Annotated in this window: 12 protein-coding genes; 8 read left to right on the top strand and 4 right to left on the bottom strand. The window is 70.0% G+C overall.

What is annotated here, in order from left to right:
• Window positions 1-40: 40 nt before the first annotated feature.
• Together CAL25_RS11390 and CAL25_RS11385 are read right to left on the bottom strand one after the other, a co-directional pair.
• Entirely contained in the window at window positions 41-1,261 is a 1,221-nt protein-coding gene (locus CAL25_RS11390; RefSeq protein ID WP_094800063.1) for a CaiB/BaiF CoA transferase family protein, read from the bottom strand.
• Window positions 1,262-1,313: 52 nt separating this feature from the next.
• The gene (locus CAL25_RS11385) at window positions 1,314-2,144 is read right to left on the bottom strand and encodes an HpcH/HpaI aldolase/citrate lyase family protein (RefSeq protein ID WP_094800062.1); all 831 of its coding nucleotides are present in this window, start codon (window positions 2,142-2,144) and stop codon (window positions 1,314-1,316) included.
• An 86-nt stretch (window positions 2,145-2,230) separates the two neighbouring features.
• On the opposite strand from CAL25_RS11385, the gene CAL25_RS11380 reads away from it, so the two are divergent.
• Complete coding sequence (locus tag CAL25_RS11380; RefSeq protein ID WP_094800061.1) at window positions 2,231-3,121, top strand: LysR family transcriptional regulator; 891 nt, start codon at window positions 2,231-2,233, stop codon at window positions 3,119-3,121.
• A 21-nt stretch (window positions 3,122-3,142) separates the two neighbouring features.
• Here the strand turns inward: CAL25_RS11380 and CAL25_RS11375 are convergent, their stop codons facing one another.
• Window positions 3,143-3,766, bottom strand: coding sequence for a LysE/ArgO family amino acid transporter (locus tag CAL25_RS11375; protein WP_094800060.1), 624 nt, complete (start codon window positions 3,764-3,766; stop codon window positions 3,143-3,145).
• 191 nt (window positions 3,767-3,957) lie between these two features.
• Between CAL25_RS11375 and CAL25_RS11370 the strand changes: the two genes are divergently transcribed.
• The 5 genes from CAL25_RS11370 (at window position 3,958) to CAL25_RS11350 (ending at window position 10,173) form a co-directional block, all read left to right on the top strand.
• Window positions 3,958-5,295: an NAD(P)/FAD-dependent oxidoreductase gene (locus CAL25_RS11370; protein WP_094800059.1), complete on the top strand. Its 1,338-nt coding sequence runs from the start codon at window positions 3,958-3,960 to the stop codon at window positions 5,293-5,295.
• 158 nt (window positions 5,296-5,453) lie between these two features.
• Window positions 5,454-6,572 (top strand): mechanosensitive ion channel family protein, encoded by a 1,119-nt coding sequence (locus CAL25_RS11365; protein WP_094800058.1) that lies wholly within the window; start codon window positions 5,454-5,456, stop codon window positions 6,570-6,572.
• 91 nt (window positions 6,573-6,663) lie between these two features.
• Window positions 6,664-7,587, top strand: coding sequence for a LysR substrate-binding domain-containing protein (locus CAL25_RS11360; protein WP_094800057.1), 924 nt, complete (start codon window positions 6,664-6,666; stop codon window positions 7,585-7,587).
• Window positions 7,588-7,751: 164 nt separating this feature from the next.
• Window positions 7,752-8,741, top strand: a complete 990-nt coding sequence (locus CAL25_RS11355) for a Bug family tripartite tricarboxylate transporter substrate binding protein (RefSeq protein WP_094800056.1) — start codon at window positions 7,752-7,754, stop codon at window positions 8,739-8,741.
• Window positions 8,742-8,904: 163 nt separating this feature from the next.
• Window positions 8,905-10,173, top strand: coding sequence for a M28 family peptidase (locus CAL25_RS11350; RefSeq protein ID WP_094800055.1), 1,269 nt, complete (start codon window positions 8,905-8,907; stop codon window positions 10,171-10,173).
• Window positions 10,174-10,303: 130 nt separating this feature from the next.
• On the opposite strand, the gene CAL25_RS11345 is transcribed toward CAL25_RS11350, so the two are convergent.
• Complete coding sequence (locus tag CAL25_RS11345; protein ID WP_094800054.1) at window positions 10,304-11,227, bottom strand: ADP-ribosylglycohydrolase family protein; 924 nt, start codon at window positions 11,225-11,227, stop codon at window positions 10,304-10,306.
• A gap of 243 nt (window positions 11,228-11,470) precedes the next feature.
• Here CAL25_RS11345 and CAL25_RS11340 point away from each other — a divergent pair, with 243 nt between their 5' ends.
• On the top strand, window positions 11,471-12,007 hold the full coding sequence (locus CAL25_RS11340; protein ID WP_094800053.1) for a DedA family protein: 537 nt from the start codon (window positions 11,471-11,473) through the stop codon (window positions 12,005-12,007).
• A gap of 147 nt (window positions 12,008-12,154) precedes the next feature.
• Window positions 12,155-12,850, top strand: a complete 696-nt coding sequence (locus CAL25_RS11335) for a nitrogen fixation protein NifQ (protein WP_094800052.1) — start codon at window positions 12,155-12,157, stop codon at window positions 12,848-12,850.
• Window positions 12,851-12,864: the final 14 nt, after the last annotated feature.

The following is a 12,864-nucleotide window of genomic DNA, read 5'->3' as shown; positions in this document are numbered from 1 at the left end:
GCCGCGTCTGGGCGCGGCCGGTGTCTCGTGCGAGCGGCGTCTAGCGCACCGCGTCGCGGATCATCAATGCATCGATCTCGATCGGGGCATAGCCCAGGTCGGCCAGGATGGCGCGGCTGTGTTCGCCGAGGCTCGGCGCTCCCTGGCGAGCCGGCGCCGCCGTGTCGCGCACCTTGCCGTAGGGCGCGAAGTGCGCCCATTGGGCCAGGCCGAGATAGTCGCCCGCCTGCGCGTTGTGCAGTGGCTGCATAAATCCCATGGCCTGGACCTGCGGGTGATCGAACATGTCTTCGACACGGTTGACCACGGCGCACGGCACGCTTTGACCGAAGATCTCCGCCCACTCGGTGGCCGGCTTGCGGGCCAGCGCTTCGCGTACCAGCGGGATCAGCACATCGGCCTGTGCCGCGCGTTTCTTGACGGTATCGTAGTCAGGGTGCTCGGCCAAGGCTTCGAGGCCCAGATGGCCGCACAGCGAACGCCAGAAGTGCGGCGTGTTGGCCGAGATGTAGAGATGGCCTTCCTGCGTGGGATGAATGCCGGTGATGCCGCCCGAGCGCATGTCGCGTTCGAGCTTGCGCGGTTCGCCCTCGGCCCACACCAGTCGCGCGGACTGCATCGCCAGCGCGCTGCCGAGCAGCGATACTTCGATGGCCTGGCCGCGGCCGGTCTTCTCGCGTTGATAGAGCGCGGCGGCGACGCTGTTGGAGATCAGCGCGGCGCCGTAGTAATCGACGACCGAGCCATACAGGATCTCGGGCGGACCATCGGCCTTGGCCTGCGAGGCGCACATGCCGGTCATCGACTGCAGCACCTGGTCGTAGCCGGCGTGGCCCGCCATCGGGCCGGCCATGCCATAGCCCGTCATGGCGCAATACACGAGACGCGGATTGATCGCCGACAGCGTGGCGAAGTCGATGCGCAGGCGCTCGGGCACGCCGGGGCGGAAGTTGTGCACCAGCACATCGGCCTCGCGCACCAGCCGCACCAGCACGTCGTAGCCGGCATCGTCCTTCAGGTTCAGGCACAGGCCGCGCTTGTTGCGGTTGATGCCCAGAAAGGCGCGGCTCTCCGTCGGCAGCGTCGACGGATACTTGCGCAGATTGTCGCCCTCGGGCGGCTCGATCTTGATGACTTCGGCGCCCATGTCGCCCAGCAGCGCGCAGCCATACGGGCCGGCGATGTAGGCGCTGAGGTCCAGGACTTTGATGCCGTCCAGGGGCAGGGGAGAAGCGAGGGATGCGTCAGGCGATTGCGTCATGCGGTGTCAACTCGGTCTTGCGGAAATTCTTCGGAATGGCGCAGCGGGCGGCTCAGGCCGGACCGGCGGCCAGCAACACGTCCTGCGCGCGGCGCACGAACGGCGCGTCGATCATGCGGCCGTCGAGCACGAAGGCGCCGACGCCGGCATGCGCTTCGCTCGCGGCCACCACGCGGCGCGCTTCCTCGATTTCTTCGGCGGAGAAGCCGAAGGTCTCGTTGGCGATCGCGATCTGGCTCGGATGGATGCAGGACTTGCCCAGGAAGCCGATCGAACGCGCGAGCTGGGCTTCGGCGCGAAAACCGTCGGTGTCCTTCACGCGGGCATAGGCCGCGTCGAGCGCGAACTTGCCCGACGCACCGGCGGCCAGACGCACCGCCAACAGGATGGGACGCAGGATGTCCATGTCGTAACGCGCGATGCCGAGCGGCTCGAACAGGTCGGCCAGGCCCAGCTGCAGACCGCAGACGCGTTCATGCGCGGCGGCGAGTTCGGCGGCGCGGGCCAGGCCCTGCGGCGTCTCGACGTTCACCAGAAAGCGGCCCGTGAAACCCGCGGCGCTGGCGCGCGTCACGGCGTCGCGCACGGAGGCGGCGCTTTCGGTCTTGGGAACGTTGAGGATGTCGAAGGGCACCTGACCGAGCTCGGCCAGATCGTCCTGATAAAACGGGGTGTCGGAGGCGTTGATGCGGACGATAATTTTCTTGGCATGCTGGCCGGGCGTCTGCTGCCGCAGCCAAGCGGCGAGCGTGGCGCGCGCCTCGGCCTTGCGCTCGGGTGCGACGGCGTCTTCGAGATCGAAGGAAATCGCGTCCGCGGCGCTGGCCATGGCCTTATCGAAGAGCTCCGGACGCGATGCCGGAACAAACAGCTTGCTTTTCATAGGTGTCTCCTGGGCCGGATTGTGGCGTGCCAGACCGGCACCGTGGGCGAGCTCGGTTACGATTAAACGATAGAATATCTATCATCATGAACACCGATTTCCTTCAAACCCTGGTCGCCGTGGCCCGTCACGGCTCGATGGCGGAGGCCGCGCGCCGGCTGGGCCTCACGCACGGCGCGGTGGCGCAACAGATCCGCGCGCTCGAGCAGGAGCTGGGCGCGCCGCTGGTCGCGCGGGCCGGCCGCACCGTCCATCTCACCGCCAAGGCGAGCGAACTGCTGGCGCCCGTGCAGGAGGTGCTGGCCAGCCTGGAGCAGATCCGGTATCTGGCCCGCTCGGGCGAGGTGATGGGTGAGCTGCGGCTGGGTGCGGGCAATACCGCGCTGAATTCCGTGGTGCCGGCCATCCTGGAGCGGCTGGTGGCGCGGCACCCGCTCGTAAACGTGGCGCTCACGCCCGGACACTCGGCGCGCTTCTATCCGGCCGTGGAGGCAGGGGAGCTCGACGCGGCCATCGCGCTCGAGGCGCCGTATCCCCTCGCCAAGAGCCTGGGCTGGCAGTTGCTGCGCGAAGAGCCCTATGTGCTGGCCGTGGCGCCGCGTCTGGCCGGCCGCGATCCGCATGCCTTGCTGGCGAGCGAGCCCTTCATCCGCTACCAGCGCAACGACTGGGGCGGGCGCCATGTGGACGATTATCTGCGGCGCGTGGGCATCGTGCCGCGCGACCGGTTCGAGCTCAACGCGATCGAGGCGATCGCCGTGATGGTGAGCCGGGACCTGGGCGTGGCCATCCTGCCGCTGTCGACCAATGACGCGATCCAGCGCCTGGGCCTGGCGGTGATCCCGTTGCCCGCGCCGTGCGAGCCGCGCCGCTTCGGCCTGATCTGGCCGCGCGGCTCGTCGCGCGTGTCGCTGATCCAGGCCTTCCGCGATACGGCGATGGAAGAGTACGGCAAGCTGCCCGCGCCCTCGCTCTGACGCGCGGCGCGCGCCGGGGGTTCAGCCCAAGAGCAGCGAGACGCCGATCGCGGTCATGACGAGCGCGACCAGTCCGTCGAGCAGGCGCCAGGCGGCCGGCCGTGCGAACCAGGGGCGCAGCAGCCGCGCGCCGTAACCCAGCGCGAAGAAGAACAGAAACGACGCGCAGGCCGCGCCGATGCCGAACGCGCGCCGGTGGTCGTCGTATTGGCTGGCGATGCTGCCGAGCAGCACGACCGTGTCCAGATAGACGTGCGGGTTGAGCCAGGTCAGGGCCAGGCAGGTGAGCAGCGTGGCGCGCAGGCTGGCGCTGCCGGTCTCGGCCGGGCGCAGCGCATCGTGGGCGCGCAGTGCCTGACGCAGGTTGCGCGCGGCATAGACGAACAGGAACAGGGCGCCGCCGTAGCGCATCACGGGTTCGATCCAGGGCAGGCGCGTCGAGATCAGGCCGAAGCCCGAGACGCCCAGGCCGATCAGCGCGGCGTCCGACACCGCGCAGGTGATGCACACCGCGAACACATGCTCGCGTCGCAGGCCCTGGCGCAGCACGAAGGCGTTCTGCGCGCCGATGGCGAGAATGAGGCTCAGGCTCAGCAGAAAGCCGGCGATGAGGGCGGGGCCGACGCCGGGTGCGAACAAGGACATGGCGGATGCGACGACGATGATGGTGCGGAAAGGGCGCCTAGCCTAGCGATTCTGGTGCCGCCGCGCCACCGCGATCTGCTAATGCGGCATTAGCGCCCATGCCGTTGCGCCAACGGCATCGGCTCGCTTTACAAGCCGATGCCGCCGTCGCAGTATGGGTGCCTTTCCGAGACGCGCGGGAGCGGGTGTTCATGGACTTGCAGGTCGATGCGGTGCAGGGCGCGGCAACACTGCCGGCGGCGGTGGACGTGGTGGTCATCGGGGGCGGCATCATCGGCGTGAGCACCGCGCTCGCGCTGGCGCGGCGAGGCCATTCGGTGGCGGTGTGCGAGAAGGGGGCGGTGGCGCTCGAGCAGTCGAGCCGCAACTGGGGCTGGGTGCGCACCACGCGGCGCGATCTGCGCGAGTACGCGCTGGCCGCCGAAAGCCTGCGACTGTGGCGCACGATCGACCGCGATCTGGGCATCGATACCGGCTTCCGCGAATGCGGCATTCTCTACACCGCCGACGATGCGGCGCGCCAGCAGGAGCTCGAGACCTGGGTCGAGCGCGTGCGCGCCGAGTTCGGCGAGGTACCGACGCGATCCCTGAGCGGCGCCGAGGTCGATGCTCGCGTGCCGGGCGCCTCGCGCCGTTTCACGGGCGGCATCCATACCCCCACCGATGGCTGCGCCGAACCGCAACGGGCCGTGCCGGCCATGGCGCGGGCGTTGGCCGGCCTGCCGGGCGCCCATGTGCTGACACGCTGCGCCGTGCGCGGCATCGACATGCAGGCCGGCCGCGTCGCCGGCGTCGTCACCGAGCGCGGCCGTATCGCCTGCGGCGCGGTGGTCGTGGCGGGCGGCGCCTGGTCGCGCTATTTCTGCAAGAGCCTGGGCATCGACCTGCCGCAGTTGCTCACGCGGGGCTCGGTCCTGCACACCCAGCCGCTCGCGGGCGGGCCGGATGGCTGCGTCAGCACGCACGGCGTGGCGCTGCGCAAGCGCGCCGACGGCGGCTACACGCTGGCCTGGGGCATGCGCACCTATGCCGAGATCACGCCCGACTGCTTCACACAGTTCCTGCGCTTCGTGCCGGCCCTGCGCAGCACCTGGGGCAGTCTGCGACTGGCGGTCGGGCGGCGCTTTATCGACGAGTGGCGCCGGCCCGGGCGTTGGGATCTCGATGGGCCCACGGTGTTCGAAGCCGTGCGCACGCTCGATCCGCAGGCCCTGCCGGGCTATGTGGCGCCGCCCCTGGATAACTTCCGCAAGTTGCTGCCGCAACTATCCGACGCCCGCATCGCCACGCAGTGGGGGGGCTACATGGACGTCACGCCCGATGCGATTCCGGTGATCGGCCCGGCCGAGCGGGTGCCCGGTCTCTATATCGCCACCGGCTTCTCGGGTCATGGCTTCGGCATCGGGCCGGCCGCGGGCCACCTGATGGCGGACCTGGTGGCGAACGACACGCCGCTGGTCGACCCGCATGCGTTCCGCCTCACGCGGTTTTTCGACGGCACGCCGATCCGGGTCGACGCGGGCTTCTGAGTCGGGCGCCGCTCGACGCCCGGCGCGGCGGCGCCCGGCGCATCGACGCCCGGGGCATTGACGCCCGGGGCATCGACGCCGGGCGCGGCGGCGTCCGTGCAAACGGGGCCAGGTCCGGAAATTGCTGCACCACGGAAGACTTTTCCGCTGGAGCTGGCATGGACGTCACGCTGTATTCGCTCTTCGAAGGCAGGCATCCCTGGATCGCCGCCGCCGTGGTGGCGCTGATCGCCGCGGCAGCCGCCCTGGTGGCCCACCGGGTCCTGGCGATGATCCTGACCCGGCTGACCCGGCGCCGGCCGCTGCTGGCTTCGATCGTGCGCTACACCTACACGCCAGGGCGCTGGGTGCTGCTGGCGCTGGTGCTCTCGGTGGCCGCCGCGGCGGCGCCCAACGCACTGCCGGGCATCCTGGCCACGCGCGAGGCGCTGCGGCTGGTGTTCATCGCGGTGACGACCTGGCTGGTGGTGCGGGCCTGCACCGGGCTGGGCGAGGGCATCGTCGCGCTCAATCCGGCCGACGTGGCCGACAACCTGGGCGCCCGCCGCATCCAGACCCAGACCCGCGTGCTGATGCGGGTGGTCAATCTGGCGGTGGTGATGGTGGGCCTGGCCGCCATGTTGATGACGTTTCCGGCGGTGCGCCAGATCGGCGCGAGCCTGATGGCCTCGGCGGGCCTGATGGGTCTGGTGGCCGGCTTCGCGGCGCGCCCGGTGCTGGGCAATCTTATCGCCGGCCTGCAGATCGCGCTGACGCAGCCGATCCGGCTGGACGATGTGTTGATCGTGCAGGGCGAATGGGGCAGGGTGGAAGAGATCACCGGCACCTATGTGGTCGTGCGGATCTGGGACGAGCGGCGCCTGATCGTGCCGCTGCAGTGGTTCATCGAAAATCCGTTTCAGAACTGGACCCGGCGCTCGGCAGAAATCATCGGCACGGTGTTTCTGTGGTCGGACTACCGCCTGCCGCTCGCCCCCCTGCGCGAAGAGCTCGACCGGCTGGTGCGCGAGGCGCCCGAGTGGGACCAGCGCGTCTGCGTGCTTCAGGTGACCGAGGCGGGCGAACGTTCGATGCAGCTGCGCGCGCTGGTCAGCGCGCGCGATTCCGGGCAGGCCTGGGACCTGCGCTGCAAGGTGCGCGAAGGCTTGCTGAATTTCATCCAGCGGCACTATCCCGAGTGCCTGCCGCGCGTGCGCGCCGAGCTCGGCACCGAACCGAGCAAGCCCGGCGCGCGACCCGACGCGTCGGCACAGGCACTGACCAGCCCGACGCCCTGAGCGGGGCGGACGCGGCGCCGGACCGGGCTATCATTGCCCGCGACGCGGCGCCACGATCCGCGCAACGCACAATAAAAGGGGTATCGACGTCATGAAGGGCTCGCGCAACTCGTTGATCACGTTACGGATTTTTCTGGCCGCGGCGCGCACCCTGAATTTCAGCCGCAGCGCCGAGAGCCTGCACCTGACGCAGAGCGCCGTCAGCAAACACATCGGGGCGCTCGAGGCCCGGCTGGGCATCGCGCTGTTCAAACGCCTGCCCAACGGCCTGCGCCTGACCCACGCCGGCGCGCTGTATCACGAGCGCATCAGCGCAGCGGTGCGGCTGATCGACGAGGCCGACGCGCTGGTCGCGCATCCCATGAGCCGCGTGGCGCTCAACATCGCGGTCTCGCCTTCCTTCGCGCAGTTCTGCCTGATCCCGGGCTTGTCGGAGTTTTTCGAGCAGCATCCCGAGGTGCGCGTGAACATCCGGCCGCGTCTGCTGTACGGCCGCGATCAGGGCGAACGCTTCGACGCCGAGATCCAGCTGCATTCCGGCCATGTGGCGGGCATGTCGGCCCATTACCTGTGCGGGCGGGAGATGACGCTGGTGGCCGCGCCGCGGCTGCTGGCGCGCCATCCGGTGCGCCAGGTCGAGGATCTCGACGGCGTGCCGCTGCTCAAGCGCGCGCAGCGTGGGTACAGCTGGGACGAGTGGCGCGCGGAAGTGGCGCCGCTGTGGTCCGGGCCGGCCGCGACCGCGCCCGAGTACGAAGGCTTTTCGGTGCTGATGCCGGCCGTGCTGAACGGGCTGGGCGTGGCCATCGTGCCGCTGTGCATGGTGCTGGACGCCTTGCGCGACGGCACGCTCGTGCGGCCGCTGGGCGAGACCGTCGAAAGCCGGCATGGCTACTATCTGATGCAGCCGCGGCCCAACGTGGGCGGCGCCTACGCCGACGCGTTCTGCGACTGGGTCACCGAGCGCGCGCAGACGCTCAACGAGGCGGTCCGGGCCCATCTGGCCCAGGGCTGAGCCGGCGCGGGGCGTCCGCCGCGCCTCGCCGCCGGGCGGGGGGGGCGAGCCGCAAGCATGCCGATATTCCAGTTCGGAATGGCGCATGCGAAAACTTCCTTTGCCGGACGCCGAGGTGCTTGCCAGAATGGTCGCACCTAGTTACGAATTGATCGGCCCTTCTCATGCACAAGCTCAAGACCTCGCTCTCCACGCGCCTGCTGCCGGCGCTGTTCCCTCTGATGCTGGCCGCGGCCGCGCCGGCCCAGGCCGCCTGGCCCGACAAGCCCATCCGTGTGATCGTGCCGTACGCGGCCGGCGGCAGCTCCGACGTGCTGGCGCGCGGCATCAGCGATCAGCTCGCCAAAGAGCTCGGTCAGCCTGTGGTGGTGGAGAACCGGGCCGGTGCCGGCTCGATGATCGGGACGGCCTACGTCGCGAACGAGGCGCCCGATGGCTACACCCTGCTGCTGGCCGACGTGCCGTTCACCATCGTGCCGGCCCTGTATGCCGACCGCGTGAAGTACGACGCCCGCAAGGACTTCGCGCCGATTTCGCTGATCGGCGTGTCGCCCATGTACCTGTTCGTGAATCCGGCGTTCGAGGCCAAGACGGTGCCGGCGCTGGTCGCCGCCGCCAAGGACAAGCCGGCCAGCATTTCGATCGGCTCGGGCGGCAACGGCTCGCTGACCCATCTGATGGCCGAGCTGTTCATGCAGAACACGGCCACCAAGCTGGTGCACATCCCGTACAAGGGCGCCTCGGCCTCGGTGAACGATCTGGCGGGCGGGCAGATTCAGGTCAGCTTCACGACCATGCCGACCGCCGCCGCGCTATTCCAGGGCGGCAAGATCACGCCGATCGCGGTCTCCTCGCCCGAGCGCATGAAGGACACGCCGAACGTGCCGACCTTCCAGGAGCTGGGCGTGCCCAACATGACGGTGCAGACGTGGTGGGGCCTGATGGCGCCGGCCGGCACCCCGGGCGACGTGCAGGCCAAGCTCGAAGCCGCGATGAAAACCGTGATGCAGGCCGCGCCCGTGCAGCAGCGGCTGGTGAGCGTGGGCGTCAGCGCGCCCGCCGACACCAGCTCGGCCGCGCTCAAGGGCCTGCTCGCCGAAGACTTCACCCGCTGGGAAAACGTCGTCAAGCGCGCCGACATCAAGTTCGAGTGACGCGATGCGTTTCCGCGTGGCCTGGCATCGTGGAGTTACCCCGCCGGTTTGACCCTGCGCCAGACACGCTTTTTTATACCGGCGCCGTGGCTCGCCACGGTGCCTGAGTGACGATACGACGGGCGCCTCAAGTAGCGCCCGTCATCCATCGAGAGACAAGACGATGCAAGCCTGGCTGGAAGCCGCGGCCGCCGACGCGGCCCTGATGAATGATTTCGAGACCCTCTGCGCCTTTGGCGGCCGCATGTCCGGCAGCGGCCAGGACGATGCCGCGATGGCCTGGGCGCTGGACCGGCTGCGGTCCATCGCGCCGCATATCAGCCACGTGCATGTGCCGTATGACGGCTGGCGCTGTCTCGAGGCGACGCTCGCGCTCGGCGACACGGCCTTGCCGGTGCGCGCGCTGCTGCGTTCGCAAAGCACGCCTGATGGCGGGCTGGAGGCCGAGGTGATCGATCTGGGGCGCGGCCGGCCCGACGACTTCGCGCGCGTCGGCGACGCGGTGCGCGGCAAGATCGCGCTGGTGCGCCACGAGTTTCCGTTCACCGGCGATCACGTGCACCGCCGCCGCAAGTACGACGCGGCCGTGCAGGCCGGCGCGGTGGGTTTCCTGATCGCCAATAATGTGCCGGGGCAGGGCGTGCTGTCCGGTTCATCGGGCCGCGCGCGCGGCACGGTGGGTATTCCGGCGGCCTATACCGACTACGAAAGCGCGCAGCGTCTGTCGGCCGCGTGCGCGCAGGGACAGGCGCGTGTGCGCCTCGTGCTGCGTGGCGAAGAGCTGGACGGTGCCCAGGCGAGCGTGGGCATCGCCGAGATTCCGGGCGGCCGCGACGGCGTGGTCGTGATCAGCGCGCACATGGACGGCCACGACCTCGGCACCAGCGCGCTGGACAACGCCACCGGCGTGGCGGCGGCGCTGGCCGCGGCGCGGGCCCTCGCCGAGCGCGTGGGCCCCAACACGCCCAGCCTGCGGATCTGCTTCTTCTGCGCCGAGGAATGGGCACTGACCGGTTCGGCGCGCTATCTCGCCGATATGGATCCGGCCGAACGCGAGCGGATCAAGATCGACATCAACCTGGACACCGTGGCGGGCGATATGTCGCTCACGGCTTTGATCAGCGACTTCCCGATGCTCGAGCGCGTGGTTGCCAAGGCCAGCGCCGCGGCCGCAGTGCCGGTGGGCACTTGGCTGCCGCTCATGCCCAACTCCGATCACGCCAACTTCGCGCGTCATGGCATTCCGGCGCTGCGGCTGACCGCCGGCTTCGGCAAGCCGGAGTCGCGCGTCAACCGCATTCTGTCGGCGGGCGACGTGCCGGGCATCATCGAAGAACGCGAACTGCGTCAGGCCGTGGCGGTGACCTGCGCGCTCGCCGAAGTGGCGCTCAAGATGAGCGACGCCGACCTCGCCGGACTGGCGGCGCGCTGAGGCGCTCACGCGCGGGTCTTGGCGCGGGGTTTGCCGCGGGTCTTGCCGCATAGAGCGCCGCCCCGCGGGTAGCCGCCCCGCGGATGGCCGCCCCGCGATCCGCGGCGGTTCCGCCGGCGGACGCTGCCGGTCAGAGTTGCACGAGCCAGCGTTCGACCTGGCCGCGCCCGCGCAGGGCGTCGAGCCAGGCAGCGGGCAGGGCGGCTTCGCCATAAGCGAGGCCGGCCAGGCCGCCGGCGATGGCCGCGGTCGTGTCGGTGTCGTTGCCCAGGGCCACGGCCCGCTTCATGCAGGCTTCGTAGGTGTCGGTCGAAAGCAGGCAATGAATGGCCGACCAGAAGCTGTCGACCACATAGCCCGAACCCTGCGGGGCAACGTAGCGGCCATCCAGCACCACCTTCAATTCGACTTCCTCGGTCGTGCCGTCGCAACGCGCCAGCAGCTCGTCTTCGGCGGCGCGCACGGCGTCGGCCGGCGCCCGGCCGTCGAGCAATTGCATCGCGGTCAGGGCGTAGAGCGCGCAGGTCAGCAGCGAGCGCGCATGACCGTGCGTGACTAGACTCTGGCGCCGCGCCAGACTCACGGCTTCGTCGTACGAGGCCGCGACCAGCACGGCGGGCAAGCAGCGCATCAGCGAACCGTTGCCGTTGTCCCGTTCACCGGCCGGGCCGGCGAGCGGCGCCGCCGTGCCGTCCGCGAGCGCGTCGAGGGCGGCGCGCGTCTGGATGCCGACATCGAAGACGACGCCGTCGGGCGTGTAGGCGCCCTGGCGATACCAGGCGAGCAGATTGGTGGCGAAGTGGGCGAGATCGAGCTTGCGGTCCTGCAGCAGCGCGTCGAGCAGCGCCAGCGCCTGGGCGCCATCGTCGCTCCAGGTGCCCGGCGGCACGCTGGCATGCGCCCGCGCAAAGCCCTTGGGCGGCGTCATGTCGATCAGGTCGGCCGCGGGAATGGCCGCGGCATCGTGGAATTCGTACGGCACGCCCAGCGCGTCGCCCACCAGCAGGCCAAGCAGGCCGCCGCGCAGGCGGTCTCGACGGGAAAGTTGGGTCATTCGATGTACTCGGTGTTCGTGTTGCGGTCGGGCTGCACGCCATCGGCGCGCGGCCATCCGATCCGGGACCTGGCGCGAGGCCGCGTCGGGAACGGCGTTTGCTTGGCACCCGCGCGCCGTCGCGTGCGTGCCGAGCCCGGGGCATTGTGCGCGTCCGTGGCGCGCTTGTCGAATCGGCACGACGGACGAAACCGAATGCCGGATCTCCCGCGCCGCGCGGGCGGAGTATGCTAGCGGCCGACCATGCCAGACCTGCAAAATTTCATCCAGACGGTGCTCGACACCACCGCCCAGCATCCCAACTGGGCGGCGTGCATCGTTCTTCTGCTCGCCTTCGGCGAATCCTTGGCCTTTCTGTCGCTGCTGCTGCCGGCCACCGTGATCCTGTTCGGACTCGGCGGCCTGATCGGCGAGAGCGGGCTGGCGTTCTGGCCGCTGTGGGCCGCGGCGGCGCTCGGCGCGTATCTGGGCGACTGGGTGTCGTACGCCATCGGGCGGCGCTATCAGTATCGCGCGCTGGCCGTCTGGCCGCTCTCGCGTCACCCCGACATCGCCGAACGCGGCCATGCTTTTTTCGGCAAGTGGGGCGCCTGGGGCATCTTCATCGGGCGCTTTTTCGGACCCCTGCGTGCCGTGGTTCCGCTCGTCGCCGGCATCTGCGCCATGCCGCTGCGACCCTTCCAGATCGCCAACGCGGCATCGGCCATGATCTGGGCCTTCGGCATGCTGGCGCCTGGCGCGCTGGGATTGCCCGAGTTGCGGGAGTGGGCGGGGTTCTAGCGGTACGGCCTCGTTCTGCTCGCAGGAAGGCCGACGCCCGCGAGGCGGACCATGGCCAGACGTTCCGCCAGGCGCGCGCCGGCCAACTCGCCGCGCACCCTGTGGTGCAATATCCGTATTCCCTCGATCCGCCTGAAGAGACACTGCATGGACGCCGATACCCCGGTTCGTACTGCCACGGCGACAGGCCAGTTTGCCCGCGCGCTTCTCGAGGCGCCCGGCGCTGGGCACTCCGATGCCGGCACGCCGCGCGCCGCGCTGCCTTGCGCAAGCCACCCGGATGCGCCGTTCTTCGCCGCGGTGCTGGCCAAAAGTCTGGCCTGGGGCGACCTGGGCCGGACCGGGCTGGCGGGCGGCGCGTTGCGCGAGCTGCTGGCCGCCGTGTTTCCGCACGTCCTCCAAAGCGATGACCCCACCGCCGGCCTGATGCTGGAACAGGTCGCGCGGCAGGGCACCGGCGCGCCTCCCCGGGATGAACATCGGGCGTTCGTCGCGCAGACCGGCGCGCTGCTGGACGCCTACGCCGCGCCGCACGGCACCACGCCCTGGGTGTCGCGCATCCTGATCCACGCCTGTCTGCGCACCGACCACCTCTGGCGCGACCTCGGACTGGCCGGGCGCGAGGACGTCACGGCCTTGCTGCGGCGTCACTATCCCGGCCTGCCGGAGCGCAACGTGCACAACCTGCGCTGGAAGAAATTCCTGGCTTACGCCGCGCGCGAGCGGGCCGGGCTGCCGCCGCAAGCGGCGCCGGGCTGCGCGGGCTGCGAGGAAGAGGCGCAGTGCTATCCGGTGGCGACCGCGCAGCCGGCTGCGCCGGTCGATGTCATCCGGACGCGGTAAGCTCGCGCGCAAGG

The sequence above is a fragment of the Bordetella genomosp. 5 genome, assembly GCF_002261315.1.
Classification (GTDB): Bacteria; Pseudomonadota; Gammaproteobacteria; order Burkholderiales; family Burkholderiaceae_B; genus Bordetella.
The sequence above is the reverse complement of the archived record's forward strand: the minus strand, read 5'-3'. Positions and strand labels throughout refer to the sequence as shown.

Excerpts from the sequence above, each read along its gene's own strand:
- CAL25_RS11350 (WP_094800055.1), top strand. The coding sequence starts at position 8,905 with ATGCAAGCCTGGCTGGAAGCCGCGGCCGCCGACGCGGCCCTGATGAAT.
- CAL25_RS11355 (WP_094800056.1), top strand. The coding sequence starts at position 7,752 with ATGCACAAGCTCAAGACCTCGCTCTCCACGCGCCTGCTGCCGGCGCTG.
- CAL25_RS11375 (WP_094800060.1), bottom strand. The coding sequence starts at position 3,766 with ATGTCCTTGTTCGCACCCGGCGTCGGCCCCGCCCTCATCGCCGGCTTT.
- CAL25_RS11345 (WP_094800054.1), bottom strand. The coding sequence starts at position 11,227 with ATGACCCAACTTTCCCGTCGAGACCGCCTGCGCGGCGGCCTGCTTGGC.
- CAL25_RS11365 (WP_094800058.1), top strand. The coding sequence starts at position 5,454 with ATGGACGTCACGCTGTATTCGCTCTTCGAAGGCAGGCATCCCTGGATC.
- CAL25_RS11390 (WP_094800063.1), bottom strand. The coding sequence starts at position 1,261 with ATGACGCAATCGCCTGACGCATCCCTCGCTTCTCCCCTGCCCCTGGAC.
- CAL25_RS11385 (WP_094800062.1), bottom strand. The coding sequence starts at position 2,144 with ATGAAAAGCAAGCTGTTTGTTCCGGCATCGCGTCCGGAGCTCTTCGAT.
- CAL25_RS11340 (WP_094800053.1), top strand. The coding sequence starts at position 11,471 with ATGCCAGACCTGCAAAATTTCATCCAGACGGTGCTCGACACCACCGCC.
- CAL25_RS11335 (WP_094800052.1), top strand. The coding sequence starts at position 12,155 with ATGGACGCCGATACCCCGGTTCGTACTGCCACGGCGACAGGCCAGTTT.
- CAL25_RS11360 (WP_094800057.1), top strand. The coding sequence starts at position 6,664 with ATGAAGGGCTCGCGCAACTCGTTGATCACGTTACGGATTTTTCTGGCC.
- CAL25_RS11380 (WP_094800061.1), top strand. The coding sequence starts at position 2,231 with ATGAACACCGATTTCCTTCAAACCCTGGTCGCCGTGGCCCGTCACGGC.
- CAL25_RS11370 (WP_094800059.1), top strand. The coding sequence starts at position 3,958 with ATGGACTTGCAGGTCGATGCGGTGCAGGGCGCGGCAACACTGCCGGCG.